16 protein-coding genes are annotated in these 20,309 nt (G+C 62.7%); 1 reads left to right on the top strand and 15 read right to left on the bottom strand.

From position 1 onward, the window contains the following. Positions 1–125: 125 nt before the first annotated feature. Positions 126–1,379 carry a serine hydroxymethyltransferase gene (gene glyA, locus ACJ8HA_RS16825; protein WP_025303922.1) on the bottom strand — a complete coding sequence of 418 codons (1,254 nt, stop codon included), beginning with the start codon at positions 1,377–1,379 and terminating at the stop codon, positions 126–128. A 357-nt stretch (positions 1,380–1,736) separates the two neighbouring features. On the opposite strand from glyA, the gene hmpA reads away from it, so the two are divergent. Beyond that, complete coding sequence (gene hmpA, locus ACJ8HA_RS16820; protein ID WP_043138113.1) at positions 1,737–2,927, top strand: NO-inducible flavohemoprotein; 1,191 nt, start codon at positions 1,737–1,739, stop codon at positions 2,925–2,927. A 37-nt stretch (positions 2,928–2,964) separates the two neighbouring features. On the opposite strand, the gene ACJ8HA_RS16815 is transcribed toward hmpA, so the two are convergent. The 14 genes from ACJ8HA_RS16815 to ACJ8HA_RS16750 form a co-directional block, all read right to left on the bottom strand. After that, positions 2,965–4,149: a c-type cytochrome gene (locus ACJ8HA_RS16815; RefSeq protein WP_260516130.1), complete on the bottom strand. Its 1,185-nt coding sequence runs from the start codon at positions 4,147–4,149 to the stop codon at positions 2,965–2,967. Continuing rightward, on the bottom strand, positions 4,146–6,056 hold the full coding sequence (locus tag ACJ8HA_RS16810) for an NAD(P)/FAD-dependent oxidoreductase (RefSeq protein WP_148123688.1): 1,911 nt from the start codon (positions 6,054–6,056) through the stop codon (positions 4,146–4,148). The genes ACJ8HA_RS16815 and ACJ8HA_RS16810 overlap by 4 nt, the downstream gene beginning before the upstream one ends. An 85-nt stretch (positions 6,057–6,141) precedes the next feature. Next, entirely contained in the window at positions 6,142–7,566 is a 1,425-nt protein-coding gene (patD, locus tag ACJ8HA_RS16805) for an aminobutyraldehyde dehydrogenase (RefSeq protein WP_049200734.1), read from the bottom strand. Positions 7,567–7,601: 35 nt separating this feature from the next. Then, the gene (locus ACJ8HA_RS16800; protein ID WP_004941378.1) at positions 7,602–8,408 is read right to left on the bottom strand and encodes an ABC transporter permease; all 807 of its coding nucleotides are present in this window, start codon (positions 8,406–8,408) and stop codon (positions 7,602–7,604) included. Further along, a complete protein-coding gene (locus ACJ8HA_RS16795) occupies positions 8,398–9,342 on the bottom strand; it encodes an ABC transporter permease (RefSeq protein WP_025303927.1) in 945 nt (314 codons plus the stop codon). Before ACJ8HA_RS16795 ends, ACJ8HA_RS16800 begins: the two co-directional genes overlap by 11 nt. Before the next feature lies 1 nt (position 9,343). Next, the gene (locus ACJ8HA_RS16790; RefSeq protein ID WP_015378790.1) at positions 9,344–10,372 is read right to left on the bottom strand and encodes an ABC transporter ATP-binding protein; all 1,029 of its coding nucleotides are present in this window, start codon (positions 10,370–10,372) and stop codon (positions 9,344–9,346) included. A gap of 53 nt (positions 10,373–10,425) precedes the next feature. After that, positions 10,426–11,580, bottom strand: coding sequence for a putative ABC transporter substrate-binding protein YdcS (gene ydcS / locus ACJ8HA_RS16785; RefSeq protein ID WP_025303928.1), 1,155 nt, complete (start codon positions 11,578–11,580; stop codon positions 10,426–10,428). Positions 11,581–11,653: 73 nt separating this feature from the next. Continuing rightward, the gene (locus ACJ8HA_RS16780) at positions 11,654–13,117 is read right to left on the bottom strand and encodes a gamma-aminobutyraldehyde dehydrogenase (protein ID WP_043138131.1); all 1,464 of its coding nucleotides are present in this window, start codon (positions 13,115–13,117) and stop codon (positions 11,654–11,656) included. Positions 13,118–13,232: 115 nt separating this feature from the next. After that, positions 13,233–14,156: a LysR substrate-binding domain-containing protein gene (locus tag ACJ8HA_RS16775; protein ID WP_004941365.1), complete on the bottom strand. Its 924-nt coding sequence runs from the start codon at positions 14,154–14,156 to the stop codon at positions 13,233–13,235. A gap of 204 nt (positions 14,157–14,360) precedes the next feature. Continuing rightward, entirely contained in the window at positions 14,361–14,699 is a 339-nt protein-coding gene (gene glnB, locus ACJ8HA_RS16770; protein ID WP_004847623.1) for a nitrogen regulatory protein P-II, read from the bottom strand. Positions 14,700–14,710: 11 nt separating this feature from the next. Beyond that, positions 14,711–16,333 (bottom strand): NAD+ synthase, encoded by a 1,623-nt coding sequence (locus ACJ8HA_RS16765; protein WP_025303930.1) that lies wholly within the window; start codon positions 16,331–16,333, stop codon positions 14,711–14,713. A gap of 130 nt (positions 16,334–16,463) precedes the next feature. Continuing rightward, entirely contained in the window at positions 16,464–17,804 is a 1,341-nt protein-coding gene (glrR, locus tag ACJ8HA_RS16760) for a two-component system response regulator GlrR (protein ID WP_025303931.1), read from the bottom strand. Further along, the gene (gene qseG, locus ACJ8HA_RS16755; RefSeq protein ID WP_050505132.1) at positions 17,801–18,673 is read right to left on the bottom strand and encodes a two-component system QseEF-associated lipoprotein QseG; all 873 of its coding nucleotides are present in this window, start codon (positions 18,671–18,673) and stop codon (positions 17,801–17,803) included. The genes glrR and qseG overlap by 4 nt, the downstream gene beginning before the upstream one ends. 3 nt (positions 18,674–18,676) lie before the next feature. After that, complete coding sequence (locus tag ACJ8HA_RS16750) at positions 18,677–20,113, bottom strand: sensor histidine kinase (RefSeq protein WP_025303933.1); 1,437 nt, start codon at positions 20,111–20,113, stop codon at positions 18,677–18,679. Between the last annotated feature and the right edge of the window lie 196 nt (positions 20,114–20,309).

Below are 20,309 nucleotides of genomic sequence, written 5' to 3'. Positions count from 1 at the left end.
AGAGCTCACACCGCCCCGCAATCTTCATTCCGCTTCAATGCGTTAGAGTGCCAGACAGCTCACAGTTTACCGCGAGCGGCCACAAAAAAACCCGCCGCAGCGGGTTTTATCAGGCAAAAGCGGGATTATGCGTAAACCGGCAGGCGGGCGCAGATATCCAGCACTTTCTTCTTGGTGCGTTCGATGGTGGCTTCATCGTTGATGTTGTCCAGCACATCGCAGATCCAACCGGCCAGTTCGCGCACGTCGGCTTCTTTGAAGCCGCGACGGGTCACGGCCGGGGTGCCGATACGCACGCCGGAGGTGACGAACGGGCTCTTCGGATCGTTCGGCACGCTGTTTTTGTTGACGGTGATGTTGGCGCGGCCCAGGGCGGCGTCCGCTTCTTTACCGGTCAGGTTTTTATCGACCAGATCCAGCAGGAACAGGTGGTTATGGGTGCCGCCGGAGACCACTTTGTAGCCGCGCTGCAGGAACACGTCCACCATCGCCTTGGCGTTGACCGCCACTTGCTGCTGGTAAACCTTGAACTCAGGCTCCATCGCTTCTTTCAGCGCCACCGCCTTGCCGGCGATCACGTGCATCAGCGGGCCGCCCTGGCCGCCAGGGAACACGGCGGAGTTCAGCTTCTTGTACAGCTCTTCGTCGCCGCCCTTCGCCAGGATCAGGCCGCCGCGCGGACCCGCCAGGGTTTTGTGGGTGGTGGTAGTGACGATGTGCGCGTGCGGTACCGGGTTCGGATACACGCCGGCGGCGATCAGGCCAGCCACGTGCGCCATGTCGACGAACAGGTAAGCGCCGATGCTGTCGGCGATTTCGCGCATTTTGGCCCAGTCAACCACGCCGGAGTAAGCGGAGAAGCCGCCGATGATCATTTTCGGCTTGTGGGTTTGCGCCTGTTTGGCCAGATCGTCATAGTCGATTTGGCCTTTGTCGTCGATGCCGTAAGGCACCACGTTATACAGTTTGCCGGACAGGTTAACCGGGGAACCGTGGGTCAGGTGGCCGCCGTGCGCCAGGTTCATGCCCAGAATGGTGTCGCCCGGCTGCAGCAGCGCGGTGTACACGGCGAAGTTAGCCTGGGAGCCGGAGTGCGGCTGCACGTTGGCGTAATCGGCGCCGAACAATTCTTTGGCACGATCGATAGCCAGCTGCTCAACGATATCCACGTATTCGCAGCCGCCGTAGTAACGCTTGCCCGGATAGCCTTCAGCGTATTTGTTGGTCAGCTGGGAACCCTGAGCCTGCATCACGCGCGGGCTGGTGTAGTTCTCAGACGCGATCAGCTCGATGTGCTCTTCCTGACGCACCACTTCCTGCTCCATGGCACGCCACAGTTCCGCATCGTAATCGGCAATGTTCATTTCACGCTTTAACATCCGGCATCTCCTGACTTAAATCAGCTAACTAAAAAATCACCAAATAACTACCCGTTTGGGTTCTGGGCCACAGTGTAAACCGTTTCGCCCCACCGAAGATAGGTCTTGACAGAGGTTTTTACGCAAACGATTGGCATAAGGTGGCGCAAGGCTTTGATCCGCTAAATGCCGTCGTTTATCAACGGACATTTCCTCATGCGAACGATGCGCTTTTTTCATGTTCTGTGAGCGCGATCGACGCCCGAAGAACACCGCAACGAAAACAAGGGTATTTACAAGCGACGCGGAACCCAATAAGATGCATTTAAAATGCATCATTACAATTATCGTCAAGATCCTAACCTAAGGAGCGCTTCCATGCTGGATAGCCAAACCATCGCCACCGTGAAATCCACCATTCCCCTGCTGGCTGCGACCGGGCCGAAGCTGACCGCCCACTTTTACGATCGCATGTTCGCGCATAACCCGGAATTGAAAGATATTTTCAACATGAGCAACCAGCGCAACGGCGATCAGCGTCAAGCGCTGTTCGACGCCATCTGCGCCTACGCCGCCAACATCGAGAACCTGGCGGCGCTGCTGCCGGCGGTGGAGCGCATCGCGCAGAAGCACACCAGCTTCAATATCCAGCCGGAGCAGTACCAAATCGTCGGCGGTCACCTGCTGGCGACGCTGGACGAAATGTTCAGCCCGGGCCAGGAAGTCCTGGACGCCTGGGGCAAGGCCTACGGCGTGCTGGCCAACGTATTTATCCAGCGTGAAGAGCAGATTTATCAGCAGAGCGAAACCGACAACGGCGGCTGGCGCGATCTGCGCGCATTCCGCATCCTGAAGAAACAGCCGCAGAGCGACGTGATCTGCAGCTTCGTGCTGGCGCCGGTGGACGGCGGCCGGGTGGCGGACTTCAAACCGGGGCAATACCTGGCGGTCTACATCAAGCACGACAGCCTGGAGCATCAGGAAATTCGCCAGTACTCGCTGACCACCTCGCCAAACGGCGAGTTCTACCGCATCGCGGTGAAGCGCGAAGATCAGGGGAAAGTGTCCAACTACCTGCACCAGCAGGCGCAGGAAGGCGACGTGATCGACATCGCCCCGCCGCACGGCGACTTCTTCCTCGACGTGGCGCCGACCACGCCGGTGGCGCTGATCTCCGCCGGCGTCGGCCAAACCCCGATGCTCGGCATGCTCAACACCCTGCACGACAGCCAACATCAGGCGCAGGTCCACTGGCTGCACGCGGCGGAAAACGGCAGCGTACACGCCTTTGCCGATGAGGTAGCGGATATTGCCGGCCGTATGCCAAATCTGAGCCGCCATGTGTGGTACCGCGAGCCGGGTGCCGATGACGTGGAAGGCCGCGACTACCACAGCCGCGGATTGATGGATTTGAGCGCGCTGCAAGGCAGCCTGGCCGATCCGCAGATGCACTATTACTTCTGCGGCCCGGTGGCCTTCATGCAGTTCGTGGGCAAACAGCTGCTGGAGATGGGCGTAGAGGCCGAACGCATCCACTACGAATGCTTCGGCCCGCATAAAGTGCTGTAATGCTTGCGGAGCGCGGCCGTCAGACCGCGCTCCCTCTTCATTTCGCCTGCAGTTGGCGCGCGTCCTGGACCTGCTGCACCGTCACCGGCGCCGCCTGGTTGCCCCAGCTTCCCCGCAGATAGCTCATCAGATCCGCCGCCTGCCGATCGTTCAACGCCCAGCCGTAAGCCGGCATGTCGAACGCCATCGCCTGCTGCGTGATCGGCGTATGCGCCCCCTCCAGCACCACCCGCAGCGCGGTCAGCGGATTGTCCGCCGTTACCGTGGCATTGCCTGCCAGCGCCGGAATGGCGAAGTCGGTACCCTCCCCCTTATTGCCGTGGCAGGTCGAGCAGTACATTGCATAGGTCGCCTTGCCACCCGGGTTATCCGCCTGCGTGGCTGGCGCAGCGGCTTTGGCGGCGGTTTCCGGCGCCAGGCTGCGCAGGTACACCGCGATGGCGTTCAGATCGCCGTCGCTGAGATACTGCGTACTGTGGGTTACCACCTCGCTCATCGGCCCGGCGACCGCCGCATGGCGGCTGCGCCCGGTTTTCAGCAGCGCCGTCACCTCTTCCGGCGGCAGGCCGCGCAGATTGGAGGCGTACCAGCCGTCCAGCTCGGCGCCGCTCAGGAATACCGGCGCCTTACCGTCCAGGCCCTTCTCCTGCATCGCCCAGCCGCGCGGCGTGTGGCAGCTGCCGCAATGGCCCGCGCCCTGCACCAGATAGGCGCCGCGGTTCCACTCGGCGCTTTGATGCGGATCTGCCTGATACGGCTGGTCGTCGTGGAACAGCGAGTTCCACACCGCCAGCGGCCAGCGCATCGACAGCGGCCAGCTGATATCGCTGTCGCGGTTGGCGACGTTCTGCGCCGGCACCTCTTTCATCAGATAGTCATACAGCGCGCGCATGTCTTCCGCGCTCATTTTGGCGTACGAGGTGTACGGCATCGCCGGATAAAGCCGGTGACCGTCTTTGGCGATCCCCTGCCGCATGGCGCGATCGAACTCTTCGAATGAGTAAGCGCCGATGCCGTGCAGCTTGTCCGGCGTGATGTTGGTGGCGTAGATAGCCCCGAGCGGCGTCGGGAACTTCATGCCGCCCGCCAATTCTGCGCCGCCCGGCGCGGTATGGCAGGCGGTGCAATCACCGGCTTTGGCGACGTATTCCCCGGCCGACATCGCCTGGGCAGAACCGCCGGCGGCCAGCAGGCTCAACAGGTACAGCGAGCGCAGACTCATGCTCCCTCCTTGGCGGCAACCTTGCCGTAGGCCAGTTCATTCACCGCACGCCACGCCTGATCGATCGCCGAGTTGGCGTACGGGCTCCAGTCGGCATCGGAGTTGGCGATAACGATCTTGCCGATCGGCTGCCGCGCCGTTTCGATGATTTTCTTGGCTTCATCTTCGTCGTCAAACAACCCGTTGAGGAAGTAGGAGTAACCGTGTGACCAGCGGTTGACGGTGATCGCCTGAATGTCGCGCTGATGGTCGAAACCGGCGTCGCCCAACATGCCCTGCAATTGTTCGCGGATCATCTGTTCGTGCACCTCGAACGGCGTGCCCAGCAGCAGCGCGCGCCCTTTGCGCGACTGCTCGCGCGGGCTGAGGCCGCTGCCCGGCAGCGTCGGCACGTACACCATATGCAGGCCGATTGGCCGATCCGGATCGCGCGGGTGCTGGTACCCGCCCATGCTCACCGGGTAGTCCAGCTTCACGCGGCTGTACGGCGCGGCCGGCGAATAAATTTCGTGCACGCCCAGCTTAATGAACGGCTGCCAGTTGCGGATCACCACCTTGCTGTACACCAGCGGCGCCTTGACGTTCTGCTTCAGCGCCTCCTGCTGCTCGTGCGACATCTCCGGCACCAGATACGGGATCATCATGTTGTAGCCGGCCATCACTACCTGCCCGGCGCGCACCTTGGTCATCTTCTCGCCGGTCATATAGGTGACTTCCACCTTGTCGCCGACGTTGGCCGCGTGCAGCCCGGTGCTGTTTAAACGCAGCTTCACCGGCGACTCCGGCCGATCGAGCTGGCTGTAGTCGAATTTGGCCAGCACCACGTCGTTCATGTCTTTGCCGGCCGGCGCCACCGCCGGGATCAGCTTGCGCACCATCAGGCGCGCCAGCGTGGCGTTGCCGTCCGGGAAGTGGAACACGTAAGGATCGTCGAGATCCGCCTGCGACTCTTCGTCCAGCGGCGGCAGATTCATGCCGCCGAGGCCCGGCAGATCGCAGATGCGTGCATCGCTGCACGAGGTGCCGTCGATGCCCACCGCCTGGAAGTCGTTGGTGGTCTGCTGGAAATACCGGATCGCCAGCTCGCTCAGGCCCACTTTTTCACGCAGGAACTGGGTGTAGCTGTGGGTATCGAGCCACTCGACCTTCTGCTCCAGCGTCATCTCCGGCAGATAATCTTTCTCCACCGTATGCAGCGCGATCAGCGCCTGGCGATCGCTTTCCGGCAGTGGGAAATCGCCGATGAACGCTTCATAAGAGCGGCCGTTGAGGCGATCGCGCGGAATGTCGTCCGCCACCGTGCGGCCCGGATCGCCGCTCACCACCTTGTCGACGCCGAAGTTCTTGCGATCGAAGTAAACCCCACGGCTCAGGTTCAGATCCGGGTAGAAGGTGGTGTCAAACGCCTGCTCCAGTTGGTCGATATCGACGCCGAGCTTGCGCAGCAGCCCCATCGCCACCGGGCTGAAGTTGGAGCGCGGCGACTGCAGCGATTCACTGCCGCCGTAGCCGAGCAGCATGCCGTCGTCGGTGTTGAATTCGTTGCGCTTGGCGTGGCCGCCGAAGTCGTCATGGTTGTCGATCAAAAGAATGCGCTGCTGCTCGCCTTTCAGCTGCTGCCAGAAACAGGCGGCCGCCAACCCGCTGATGCCGGCACCGACCACCACCAGATCGAACTCTTCAACGGCGGGTACGCTGCCGAAATCAAAGGTTTTGCCGTCGCGCCCCAGTTGATGCGCATGCTCGAACGAGCCCGGATGGTTACCCCGCAGCCCGGTCAGCGCCGGCGGGTAGTACAGGGTTTGATTGGCGGTTTGCGGCGACGCGCGCAAGATTTGCAGCGGCGTCAACCCGGCGGCGATGGTGATCGCCACCCCGTTGAGAAAATCGCGTCTGGTGATACCCATATAGGCTTCCTTTCAATTTTTATTATCATCAGCCGGCCGGAGCCGGCTCGAAGGCCGCGCTATTGTGCGGATAATTACTGTAAAATCAATGTTTGAACATTACATGACGAATGGCCGTGTAATCCTCCAGCCCGTACATCGACATATCCTTGCCGTAACCGGACAGTTTTTGGCCGCCGTGCGGCATTTCGCTCACCAGCATGAAGTGGGTGTTCACCCAAGTGCAGCCATATTGCAGCCGGGCGCTTAAGCGATGCGCGCGGCCCACGTCGCGGGTCCACACGGACGACGCCAGCCCGTAGTTGGATTCATTCGCCCAGGCCAGCACCTGCTCTTCATCGTCAAACGGCGTCACCGTCACCACCGGGCCGAACACTTCGCGCTGCACGATCTCATCTTCCTGGCGCGCGCCGGCCAACAGCGTCGGCTGGAAATAGTAACCCGGCCCTTTCACCTTCTCGCCGCCGGTCACCACCTGCACGTGCGGCAACGCTTTGGCGCGCTCGACAAAACCGGCCACCCGCTCCAGATGCTGGGCGGTAATCAACGGCCCCAGTTCGGTGCTCTCGTCGTCCGGCGCACCAATCTTCAGGCTGGCCACCGCCTCGCCCAGCCGCTTCACCAGCTCGGGATAAATGCTTTTCTGCGCGTAGATGCGGCAGGCGGCGGTGCAATCCTGCCCGGCGTTGTAGAAACCGAAGCCGCGAATGCCGTCCACCACCTGCTGCAGATCGGCATCGTCGAATACCAGCACCGGCGCCTTGCCGCCCAGCTCCATATGGGTGCGCTTAATGCCGGCGGCGGTGTGGGCGATGATGTGCTCGCCGGTGGCGATCGAGCCGGTCAGCGACACCATGCGCACCTTGTCATGCCCGGTCAGTCGATCGCCGACGCCGGCGCCGCGGCCGAACAGCACGTTGAGCACGCCCGGCGGGAACAGCCCGGCGGCCAGTTCGGCTAGTTTGAAAGTGGTCAGCGGCGTCTGCTCCGAAGGCTTAATCACCACGCAGTTGCCCGCCGCCAGCGCCGGCGCCAGTTTCCAGGCCGCCATCATCAGCGGGTAGTTCCACGGGGCGATCGAAGCCACCACGCCGAGCGGATCGCGGCGGATCATCGAGGTATGCCCGGCCAGATACTCGCCGGCGGCCATGCCGGTCAGGCAGCGGCTGGCCCCGGCGAAGAAGCGAAACACGTCGGCCACCGCCGGCAGTTCGTCGTTCAACACGCAGTGATAAGGCTTGCCGCAGTTGAGCGACTCCAGCCTGGCGAAGGTCTCGGCATGCTCGTCGATCAGATCTGCCAGCTTGAGCAGATGCTCGGCGCGCTCCTTCGGCGTGGTTTGCCCCCAGGCGGCGAACGCGGCATCCGCCGCCAGCACCGCGCGATCGACCTGCTCCGGGCTGGCCTCCGCCACCTGCGCGATCACTTCGCCGGTCGCCGGGTTATACACCGGCTGGGTCGCGCCCTGGCCATTCACCAGTTGGCCGTCAATCAACAGTTGGCTTTGCATAGGGTTATCCTTTTATCAGAGGTCGGGTAAGGAAATTATTTGCCGCTGCCGGCGACGCTTTCTCCACCTTTGGTTAGGTAGTAAGCGCCGAGGATCGGCAGCATGGTCAACAGCATCACCGACAGCGCCACCACGTTGGTGATCGGCACGTCGCGCGGGCGGCCAAGCTGGTTCAGCAGCCACAGCGGCAGCGTGCGCTCGTGGCCAGCGGTAAAGGTGGTCACGATGATTTCGTCGAACGACAGCGCAAACGCCAGCATGCCGCCGGCCAGCAGCGCCGAGCCGAGGTTCGGCAAGATCACGTAACGGAAGGTTTGCCAGCCGTCGGCGCCGAGATCCATCGACGCTTCGATCAAGCTGTACGAGGTGCGGCGGAACCGGGCGATGACGTTGTTGAACACGATCACCACGCAGAACGTCGCATGGCCGACGACGATGGTCAGGATGCCCGGCTCGATGTTCAGCGCCTTGAACGCCGCCAGCAGCGCTAGGCCGGTGACGATCCCCGGCAGCGCGATCGGCAGCAGCAGCAGCAGCGAAATGCTGTCCTTGCCGAAGAAATCGCGCCGATACAGCGCCGCCGCCGCCAGGGTGCCGAGCACCAGCGCGATGGCGGTCGCCAGGCAGGCGATCTGCGCCGACAGCAGTACCGCATCGAGGATGTCCTGCCGCCCGGCGGCGACGTTAAACCAGTGCAGCGTGAAGCCCTTCGGCGGGAAGCTGAAGGCCGCATCCTCGGTGTTGAAGGCATAGATGGCGATGATCGCCAACGGGAAATGCAGGAAGACAAGTCCGCCCCAGGCGGCCAGCTTCAGCCCTAAGGGCGCGCGTTCAGAGTGCATCGAAAGCCCCCAGACGTTTGACGATGGAAAGGTAGATGGCGATCAGGACGATCGGCACCAGCGTAAAGGCCGCGGCCATCGGCATATTGCCGATCGCGCCCTGCTGGGCGTACACCATGCTGCCGATGAAATAGCCCGGCGGCCCCACCAGCTGCGGCACGATAAAGTCGCCCAGCGTCAGCGAGAAGGTGAAGATCGATCCGGCGGCGATACCCGGCACCGCCAGCGGCAAAATAACGTGGCGGAAAGTCTGCGCCGGTCGCGCGCCCAGATCCGCTGAGGCATGCAGCAGCGAGGGCGGCAGGCGCTCCAGCGCCGCCTGGATCGGCAGGATCATGAACGGCAGCCAGATATAGACGAATACCAGAAAACGCCCCAGCCCCGAGGTCGACAGCGTGTTGCCGCCGACGCCGGGCACCGTCAGCAGCGAAGCCAACAGCGGCTCCAGCCCCAGGTGCTGCAGGAACCACTGCGCCACGCCGTCTTTCGCCAGCAGCAGGGTCCAGGCATAGGCTTTAACGATATAGCTGGCCCACATCGGCATCATCACGGCGATATAAAAGAACGCCTTGACGCGGCCGCTGGTGTAGCGCGCCATATAATAGGCGATGGGGAACGCCAGCACCGCGCTGGCCAGCGACACCAGCACCGCCATGGTCAGCGTGCGCAGGATGATGTCGTAGTTGGCCGGGTTGAACAGCGCCGCCAGGTTGGCGAAGGTCAGGTCCGGCGTCACTGCCATGGTGAAATCGTCGAAGGTGTAAAACCCCTGCCACAGCAGCGTCAGCAGCGAACCGAGGTACACCGCGCCGAACCACAGCAGCGGCGGCACCAGCAGCAAAAGCAGATACAGCGTCGGCCGGCGATAAAGCCAGGTCGACAGCGCGCGCACGGTACCGCCGCGCGCCGAGGGGGAATCGATGCTCATGTCCATCTCACCTCTCCTCCAGCAGCGGCACCATCGCCGCGCGCGGCCAGCAGGCGACGATCGGCTGGCCGATCTGCCGCTGTTGCCCTTCGGCGATCCACTGCGGATTGGCCTGGCTGACCAGCAGCTTTTCGCCGCCGTTCAGCGCGATTTCATAGCGTGTGGCCGCGCCCTGGTAATGGATTTCCTGCAGCGTGCCCTGCACCTGAATCTCGTCCTGCGCCGCGCCGCCTTGCTCCAGCAGGCGGATATGTTCCGGCCGGATCGAGAAGGTTCGACTTTCGCCGAGCAGGCGCTGCGCCAGCTCGCTACGTACCACGTTGGAGGTGCCGACGAACTCGGCGACGAACGGCGTCTTCGGCCGCATGTAAAGCTCGCGCGGCGTATCCACCTGTTCGATGCGGCCGTTATTGAACACCGCCACCCGATCGGACATCGACAGCGCTTCGCTTTGATCGTGGGTGACGAAGATAAAGGTGATGCCCAGCTGGCGCTGCAGCTTCTTCAGCTCGCCCTGCATCTGCTCGCGCAGCTTGAGATCCAGCGCGCCGAGCGGCTCGTCCAGCAGCAGCACCCGCGGCCGATTGACCAGCGCGCGCGCCAACGCCACGCGCTGACGCTGGCCGCCCGACAGGTGCGCCGGCTTGCGTTCGGCGACGAAACCGAGCGCCACGCTCTCCAGCGCCTCTTGCGCCCGCGCCAGCCGCTCGCGTTTGGCGACGCCCTTCACCATCAGGCCGTAGGCGACGTTTTCCAGCACCGACATGTGCGGGAACAGCGCGTAATCCTGAAACACGGTGTTCACGTCGCGCTGGTACGGCGGCAGGTTGGCGGCTTCCTGGCCGTGGATGCGAATCGAGCCGGAAGTGAGCTGTTCAAAGCCGGCGATCAGGCGCAGGCAGGTAGTTTTGCCCGAGCCGGACGGCCCGAGCATGGAGAAGAATTCCCCGTCCTGAATATCGATGGATACCCGATCCACGGCGCGAACATCGCCGAAAGTCCGCGAAACATCGATGAATTGCACGGCAATGGTCATTTTCTGTGCTCCATACGGATGTGATTCGGGCGCAGCGGGCTGCGCCCCGCGGCTTAGCGGCCGCCCATGATGGCGATGTAGTCCTGGGTCCAGCGGCTGTACGGCACGAACTTGCCGCCCTGCGCCTGCGGCGTTTTCCAGAAGGCGATTTTGTCGAACTGGTTGAAGCCGTTGGTTTCGCAGCCCTTCTCACCCAGCAGCGCGCTGGCCTTGCAGCCCGCCGGCGAAGCCGGCACCGACCCGAACCAGGCCGCCACGTCGCCCTGCACCTTCGGCTCCAGCGACCAGTTCATCCACTGGTAGGCGCAGCTCGGGTGTTTGGCGTCGCTGTGCAACATGGTGGTATCCGCCCAGCCGGTCACGCCCTCTTTCGGGAACACGGTGGCGATCGGCTGCCCCTCGCCCTTCAGGGCGTTGGCCTGATACGGCCAGGCGCTGGAAGCCACCACGCCTTCGTTTTTAAAGTCGCTCATCTGCACCGAGGTATCGTGCCAGTAGCGGTGGATCAGCGCGTGCTGGCTGCGCAGCAGCTTCAGCGCCGCCTGATACTGCTCTTCGTTGAGCTGATAAGGATCGCTGATGCCGAGCTGCGGCTGGGTGGCCTTCAGGAACAGCGCCGCGTCGGCGATGTAGATCGGGCCGTCGTAAGCCTGCACCCGCCCCTGGTTGCTCTTGCCGTCCGGCAGGTTCTGCTGCTGGAAGATCACCGCCCAGCTGTCCGGCGGCGTCGGGAAGGTTTTGGTGTTGTACATCAGCAGGTTTGGCCCCCACTGGTACGGCGTGCCGTAGGTTTTGCCGTCCACGGTGTACCAGGCGCCGTTCAGCAGGCGCGGATCGATGTTCTTCCAGTTCGGGATCAGCGCGGTGTTGATCGGCTGCACCCGCTTGCCGAAGATCAGGCGCAGCGAGGCGTCGCCGGAGGCGGTCACCAGATCGTAGCCGCCTTTGGCCATCAGGCTGACCATTTCATCGGAGGTAGCGGCGGTCTTCACGTTCACCGCGCAGCCGGTTTGCTTCTCAAACTGGGTGACCCAGTCGTAGTTTTTGTCGGACTGGCCGCGTTCGATGTAGCCGGGCCAGGCGATGATATCCAGCCGGCCTTCGCCTTTGCCCAGTGACTGCGGCAGATCGGCCGCCTGGGCCAGGCCGCACAGCACGGTGAGACAGAGCGCGGAGACGGTGGTGGTGACTGCGGTAGTTTTTCTCATCGTAATTACCCCTGTGTTGCGTATCTGTGTGCGGCAGGGAACGGCTGCCGCCCGATTTTGCTTTATAGAACCGCTAGAAGCTGGCTTTGAACTTCGCCATTACGTGTCTGACAACGCTGTAATCCTGCAGCGAATCGCTGGACAGATCCTTGCCGTAGCCGGAGCGTTTCAGGCCGCCGTGCGGCATCTCGCTCGCCAAGGTGAAATGGGTGTTGATCCAGGTGCTGCCGTACTGCAGATGGGCGGCGATGTGCAGCGCCCGATCGATATTTTGCGTCCACACCGACGAAGCCAGCCCGTATTCCGAGTCGTTGGCCCACTCGACTGCCTGCGCCAGATGCTCGAAGCGCGTGACGCTGACCACCGGGCCAAACACCTCGCGCTGCACGATTTCGTCGCTTTGCAGGCAGCCCGCCAGCAGGGTCGGCTGGTAGTAGAACCCCGGCCCGGAGTGGGCCGCGGCGCCGGTGATCAATTCGATATGCGGTTGGCTGAGCGCCCGCTCGACGAAGCTGGCGACGCGATCGCGCTGGCGGCTACTTATCAACGGGCCGATCTCGTTGTCCTGATCGCGCTTGCGGGCGAAGCGCAGGCTGGCGACCGCCTCGCCCAGCGCGTCCACCAGTTTGGGATAGATGCCCGCCTGCGCGTAGATGCGGCAGGCGGCGGTGCAGTCCTGGCCGGCGTTGTAATAGCCGTAGGTGCGAATGCCGTTGACCACCTCGTCGAGATCGGCGTCGTCGCAGACGATCACCGGCGCCTTGCCCCCCAGTTCCAGGTGGGTGCGCTTGACGCTTTTGGCCGCCGCCTGAAGAATTTTTTGCCCGGTGACGATATCGCCGGTGACCGACACCAGCCGCACCTGCGGGTGCCCCACCAGCTGGCTGCCGACCCCTTCACCGCCGCCGTAGACGATATTCAGCACGCCCGGCGGCAGGATCTCCTGCAGCGCCGGCACCAGCGCCAGAATGGTCAGCGGCGTATGTTCGGACGGTTTAAACACCACGGTATTGCCCGCCGCCAGCGCCGGCGCGATTTTCCACGCCGCCATCATCAGCGGATAGTTCCAGGGGGCGATCGAGGCCACCACGCCAATGGGATCGCGGCGGATCATCGAGGTGTGGCCGGGCACATACTCGCCGGCCAGCTGCCCTTGCTGCGTGCGCACCGCGCCGGCGAAGAAGCGAAACACGTCGACCGCCGCCGGCAGATCGTCATTGAGCGCCTGATGCAGCGGTTTGCCGCAGTTGAGGGCTTCCAGCTGCGCCAGCTGCGGCGCCTGCCGCTCGATGGCGTCGGCGATGCGCAGCAACAGCGTGGCGCGCTGGGCCGGCGTGGTGCGCGACCAGTGGCTGAACGCCTGCTGCGCGGCTTTCACCGCACTGCCGACCTGCGCCGAAGAGGCTTCGGTCAGGGCGATCAGCGTCTCGCCGTTGGCCGGATTGACGATGCATTCCTGCTGGCCTTCGCCGTCGATAAGCTGACCGTTAATGAACTGCTGACAGGACAAACCTGAGAGAACCTGCACATCCGCCATCGCCTGACGCCCCTAAGTGACAAAAACGTTAACCAAATGTGAATAAGTTAGTTTTAATCAGCCTAAGCGAGCCTCTGGCGGGCAACAAATTCTAAATACTGAACGACGCGTTCGATTAAATCGAATGCTTAAGCCCGGCGGCGTGTTTGCTGCCGTTCTCGCGCGCGATGGTGAGGAACGGCGTCACCAGCTCCGGCCGCGCGCTGCCGCGCCGCCATGCCAACCCGATATCCAGCGGCTCCAGCAGATCGTCCAGCTTGCGCGCCTCGATCATGTTGCCCTCCAGCGACCAGGCGCGGTACGCCATGTCCGGCTGGATGGAGACCCCCATCCCCGCCGCCACCAGACTGCGCACCGCCTCGGTCGAGGCGGTCTTCATGGCGATCTCCGGCTTCAGCCCGGCGCGCGCCCAGATGCGCCGCGCGTGCACGTCCATTTCATCGGCGTTGAGCTGGATCAGCGGCTGTTTGGCCACGTCCGCCAGGCTGATGCTCTCGTGCTCCAGCAGCGGGTGCAGCGGCGGTAGCCACAGGCGATACGGCGAGTGCATCAGCACCTCGGTCTGCAGCGCGTCGCGGTCCTCGATGTTCGACAAGATCAGCACGCCGATGTCGATCTCGCCGCTAACCAGCAGATGCTCGATGTACGGGCGTTCATCTTCAACCACCTGCACGGTGACGTTGGGATAGGCCGATTTAAAGCGCGTGAGCAGCTCCACCAGAAAGTAGCCGGCCACCAGGCTGGTGACGCCGACGGTCAGCTTGCCGGTCAGGCTTTCGGTGCCGATCTGCAGGCTGCGCTTGGCGTTGTCCACCGTCGCCAGGATCAGATACGACTGGCGCAAAAACTGATGCCCCTGATGGGTCAGCGTCATGCCCTTGGCGTGGCGATCGAACAGCCGCACGCCGATCTCGGTTTCCAGCTGCTGGATAGCGAGCGTCAGCGAAGACTGGGAGACAAACACCGCCTGGGCGCCGGCGGAGATCGACCCGGTTTCCGCCACGGCGATGAAGTGGCGGATTTGGCGTAACGTCATCATGGGGGGGATTCCTCAAGCAAAAACATTGCGTTGAGTGTAGACGCCGGCCACGAAGCGATCGGGAAAAGTATCAAAAACGCGATAGCGTTCGCTTTTTTAGAATGCTGACAGGCAAAAAGGGGGAAACGGCGAGGCGAAGAAGCATGATGCGCGGAGGACAGAAATGACAAGGGCGCAGCACGCTGCGCCCTTGATGGCAGAGGATCAGATCGCTTCTTCGTCCTGCTCGCCGGTACGGATGCGCACCACGCGCGCCACGTCGAAGACGAAGATCTTGCCGTCGCCGATCTTGCCGGTCTGCGCGGTCTGCATGATGGTTTCCACGCAGGTGTCAACGATGTCGTCGGCAACCACGATCTCGATCTTCACCTTAGGCAAAAAGTCGACCATGTACTCGGCACCGCGGTATAGCTCGGTGTGGCCCTTCTGGCGGCCGAAACCTTTCACTTCGGTGACCGTCATGCCGGTGATGCCCACTTCGGCCAGCGCTTCGCGGACGTCATCCAGTTTGAACGGCTTGATAATCGCGTCGATCTTTTTCATCTTCTTTCCTTTTACCAATTTTTGCGGCCAAAACCGGATGTGATGGGGTAGCGGCGGTCTTTGCCGAAGTTACGGGCGGTGATGCGCGGCCCGACGGCGGCCTGACGCCGCTTGTATTCGTTGATGTCCACCAGGCGGATCACCTTGCGCACGATCGCTTCGTCGAACCCTTCGGCCACCAGATCGGCGACCGACTTGTCACGCTCAACGTAGCCTTCCAGGATCGCATCCAGGATATCGTACGGCGGCAGGCTGTCCTGATCGACCTGATCCGGCGCCAGCTCGGCGGACGGCGGACGATCGATCACCCGCTGCGGGATCACGTAGGAGACGGTATTACGGTATTCGGACAGCTTGAACACCAGCGTTTTCGGCACGTCTTTCAACACGTCGAAACCGCCGGCCATATCGCCGTACAGCGTGGCGTAACCCACCGCCATTTCGCTCTTGTTACCGGTGGTAAGCACGATGCTACGGCGTTTGTTAGACAGCGCCATCAGCACCACCCCGCGGCAACGCGCCTGCAGGTTTTCTTCGGTGGTGTCACGCTCGGTGCCGGCGAACATCGGCGACAGCTGGCCCATAAAGGCGTCGAACATCGGTTCGATGGAGACGATATCGAACTCCACGCCAAGGATTTCCGCCTCTTCCTTGGCGTCGGCGATGCTGATATCCGCGGTATAGCGGAACGGCATCATCAGCGCCTGCACCTTGTCTTTACCCAACGCATCCACGGCAATCGCCAGCGTCAGCGCCGAGTCGATACCGCCGGACAGCCCCAGCACCGCGCCTTTAAAGCCGTTTTTGGTCACGTAGTCGCGCACCGCCAGCACCAGCGCCTGATACACCTGCGCCAGCTGCGGCAGTTCAGCGGCCGGATCGGCCATCGGCACCACGGCCAGCTCGTTGAATTCCAGACGAGTCACCTGCTCGTCGAAGGCCGCCAGACGGTGGGTCATGGTGCCGGCGGCGTCGAATACCTTGGAGCAGCCGTCGAAGATCAGCTCATCCTGGCCGCCGACCTGGTTGAGGTACACCAGCGGCAGCTGGGTGCGCTGGCAGTGGCCGGCCATCAGCGTTTTACGGATATATGGTTTTTCGCGGTTATACGGCGAGGCATTGATCGACAGGATAATCTCCGCGCCGGCCGCCTTGGCGGCGTCGATCGGCTCAGGGAACCACAGATCTTCGCAAATCAGCAGCCCCAGACGGTAGCCTTTCAGCTCCACCACGCAGGTGTCGTTGCCGGCATGGAAATAGCGCTTCTCATCAAACACGCCGTAGTTCGGAAGCTGCTGCTTGAAGTAGCGGGTCAGCAGGCGCCCTTCGGCAAACAGCGACAGCGCGTTATACAGCTTGTCGCCTTCGCGCCACGGGTGGCCGACCAGGATCGCCGTCTCGGCGGAGGCCTGCTGCAGGCGCAGCAGCTGCGCGTCGCAGCGCTGGTAGAAATCATTGCGATACAGCAGGTCTTCCGGCGGGTAGCCGGACAGCGCCAGTTCGCTGAACATGACCAGATCGGCTCCCGCCTTCTGCTGCTCCTGCACGATTTGCAACATGCGTTCGGTGTTGCCTTCAATGTCGCCGACCAGCAGGTTCAGCTGGGCCAGGGCGATGGAAAGTGATCTGCTCATTTGTGTACGATCCCGCTTAATACGTTCCATGGTGCTCTACGCCGGGGCGCGCCGCGGCAAAGAGAACGGAGTGTAAATCATTCCGCCGGATTTGTTGAGAACCTGCGTGGCAGGCACCGGCGGGAATCTGTCATTCTTTGAAATCGTTGGCGTCCAGCTCGTGACGCGACAGCAATTTGTAAAACTCGGTGCGGTTGCGGCCCGCCATGCGTGCGGCCTGGGTCACGTTGCCCTTGGTGATCTGCAGCAGCTTGCGCAGGTAGTGCAACTCAAACTGGTTGCGCGCTTCGGCAAAGGTCGGCAGCGCGGTGTTTTCTCCTTCCAGCGCTTGCTCCACCAGGGCTTCGCTGATCACCGGCGCCGAGGTCAGCGCCACGCACTGCTCGATGACGTTGACCAGCTGACGCACGTTGCCCGGCCAGCTGGCGGTCATCAGCCGCTTCATGGCGTCGGTCGAGAAGCTGCGCACGAACGGCTTGTGCCGCTGAGCCGCTTCGCGCAACAGGTGGTTGGCCAGCAGCGGAATGTCTTCGGCGCGCTCGTTGAGCGCCGGGATCTTCAGGTTCACCACGTTGAGGCGGTAGTAGAGATCCTCGCGGAACTCGTTCTTCGCCATCGCCTTTTGCAGATCGCGGTGGGTGGCGGAGATGATGCGCACGTCGATGTCCAGATCGCGGTTGCTGCCCAGCGGCCGCACCTTGCGCTCCTGCAGCACACGCAGCAACTTCACCTGCAGCGACAGCGGCATATCGCCGATTTCGTCGAGGAACAGCGTGCCGCCCGCCGCCGCCTGGAACAGCCCTTCGCGGCTGCTGACCGCGCCGGTAAAGGCGCCCTTGGCGTGGCCGAACAGTTCGGACTCCAGCAGCTGCTCCGGCAGCGCGCCGCAGTTGATGGCGATGAACGCCTTGCCGGCGCGCGGGCTGGCGGCGTGGATCGCCTGCGCCACCACCTCTTTGCCGGTGCCGCTCTGGCCGTTGATCAACACGCTGACGTCGGACTGCGCCACCATTTTCACCTGCTCCAGCAGGCGCAGCATCAGCGGGCTGCGGGTGACGATGTCTTCCCGCCAGGCCTCGTCGCCGGCCGGGGTGGCCGACAGCGCGAGCGCCTCGTCGATGGCCTTGTACAGCGCATCGCGATCCACCGGTTTGGTGAGGAAGCTGAACACCCCTTGCTGGGTGGCGGCCACCGCATCGGGAATCGAACCGTGCGCGGTGAGAATGATCACCGGCATGCCCGGCTGATGTTTTTGGATCTCGGCGAACAGCGCCATGCCGTCCATCTCGTCCATACGCAGATCGCTGATCACCAGATCGATCTGTTCGCGCGCCAGCAGGCGCAGCGCTTCCTGGCCGCTTTCGGCGGTGGTGACGTGAAAACCTTCACTGGTCAGGCGCATGCCCAGCAGCTTCAGCAGGCTGGGATCGTCGTCAACCAATAACAGGTTGGCCGGTTTGCGTGCGGTCATTGCGCGTGGGACTCCTTATTGGCAGGGGGCGGCGTATAGGTGTCTTCCGGTTCAACCGGCAGCGCGGTGCCCTTTTCCGGCTCGTCCTGCGGCTCAGCCCCTTTGGCGGCCGCGCCGTTTTTACCGGCGGCTTCGCCCTTTTGCGAGCCCGCGCCGTTGTCCGGGATTTCCCCTTGCAGCTGCTTGCGCGAAGAGAGCTGGCGCTCGATGTCGGTCAGGTTTTCCAGCTTGCGCGAGGTGTCCTGCAGCTGCGATTGCAAACGCGCCTGGCTCTGGCGCAGCGAATCGATCTGGCTGTCGCTGCTCTCCTGCAGATGCTGATAGCGCGCTTTCTCATCGAACAGCGTGATCTGCAGCATCTGCTGCTGGCGCCACAGCTGCGTCAGTGGACGCAGCGAGCCGGGGAACTCCATCCGATAGCTGTTGATCCTGTCGATCATCTGGCGGCGTTCGCCAGAGGTCGGCTGTGCGCTACCCAGCAGGATGCTCTGTTTGAAAACGCCGGACCAGCTGTCACCCGGCACCGTTTTCGCCAGCGCACGCGCCTGGGTCGAGCCGATGCGATCGGCGCAGTCCATCGCGCGCAGCCAGTAGAGCGCATTATCCAGCGCATCCTTGTCGTCCAACTGCCACAGGGTATCGCAAGCCGCGGTGCGGTAATCGATCACCTTGGTATCCGGGATCGCCTCTTGCTGCTGAGAGTTCAGGCCGCCGCTGACGGCACGATCGACGCAGCCCGCCAGCAACAGCGGCATAAAGAAGACGGCACCCAACCAGCTGATCGGGCGTTTGCCGAGCGGCGCTCTGTGCGTGGCACGCGGTGAACGTTCGGTCTGTGAAAGACGAAGGCGCTTAGACCATGTGTACATTATTTATTCATTCTCGGCGGTTAACGGCAGTTCAATGCGGAAGCAGACGTCTGCACCGGCGACCGTCGCCAGTTGCAGCTCACCGCGCATGCGACGGATACAGTCCTGAGCGATGCTCAACCCCAGTCCGCTTCCTTTTACCGCCCCTTTTCGCTGGTGACTACCCTGGAAAAAAGGCTCGAAAATCATGGCTCTTTCAGCCTCGGGGATCGGCGTGCCGGTATTGGCGACGTCGATTTGCACCCGTTGTCCAACCTGACGGCTGCGGATCCAAATGTTACCGGATTCCTTGCCGTAGTGCACCGCATTGGAGTAGAGATTATCCAGCACGCGCATTAATAGCGTAGGCTCTGCCCAGCAGATTTCCGCCTCCAGCACGATTTCGGTGGAAATCATCTTCGCCCGCGCCGGCAAACTGTGCGCGGCGACCACCAAATCGACCATCTCGCGCAGCTCGACGTTCTCGTGTTCCGCCGGGCCATCGGCCAGTTTGCGGTTGTAATCCAGCAGCTGTTCAATCAGCTGCTGCAGGTGGCGACTGCTGTTGTCGAGGATCGTCACCACCTCTTTCTGATCGGAAGTCAGCGGCCCCGCCACCTCGTCGGCCAGCAGCTCGGTGCCTTCGCGCATGCTGGCCAGCGGCGTTTTCAACTCGTGCGAGATATGGCGCAAGAATTCGTGGCGCTGCGATTCCAGCCACGCCAGCCGCTCGCTCAGCCAGATGATGCGCTGCGCCAGCGAACGCAGCTCGCGCGGCCCTTTGAACGATGCAGTGCTGCCCAACGCGCGCCCCTCCCCCAGGCGGTTGATCATCCGTTCCACGGCCTTGACCGGCCCGATGATCATGCGGGTAAACAGCACCACCAGCAGCACGCTGACCAGGAACAGCAGCAGCGCCTGCCAGCCGAAGAACTGGCCACGCTCGGCGATGGCCTGCTGCAGCTGCTGGCCGCGCGAGAACACCACCGCGCGCGTGGCCTGCACCATTTCGGCGTTGGAACGGGAGAACGATTCGAGCAAGGCCGAAGCCTCTTGGTCCGGCCCGCTGTTATGGCATTTGATCGCCGCCAGCTGGGTCAGCAACTGACGCAGCGTTTGGTAGTAGCGCTCGTCCGGCAGAATCGGCGCGTGGGCGTCCAGCATCTGCGAATATTGCTTGCGCTGGTTCTGGTACAGCTTCTGCAGCGTAGGATCGACCAGCACGCAGTACTGACGATAGCTGCGCTCCATCTCCAGCGCCACGCTGGTCATCGCCTCACTGCGCCGCGCGTCCACCAGCGTGGTGCGGTTGATGTCCGCCGCCTGCGCGCTGAGGTGATCCAGGCTCTGGTAGGCTTGATAGGCCAGCACCAACAGCGGCAGCAGCACCAACAGAAAGGCCAGCAGCACCAATTGCCGCAGCGAACGGGGAAATAAACGCCATTTTTTCAACGAAATCATCTCATTCTCTCAGCTCTGTCACGATGCTAACTGACTCGCCGGAAAGAAAAAAGCCCGGCAAGGGAGAATCCTGAACGCACAAGGAAAAAGCCGCGGGATTGGTGAACCGCGCCCATAGGCCTGGCCTGCCGACGACATGCGGCCCCGGCAGCATCAACCGGTGCGAAAGCGAGAGTATGGGGAGAGCGTCTGCGTT

This window comes from Serratia sp. CY33802, from assembly GCF_052169095.1.
Classification (GTDB): domain Bacteria; phylum Pseudomonadota; class Gammaproteobacteria; order Enterobacterales; family Enterobacteriaceae; genus Serratia; species Serratia bockelmannii.
Note: the sequence above shows the minus strand (reverse complement) of the source record. Positions and strands in the feature narration are given on the sequence as shown.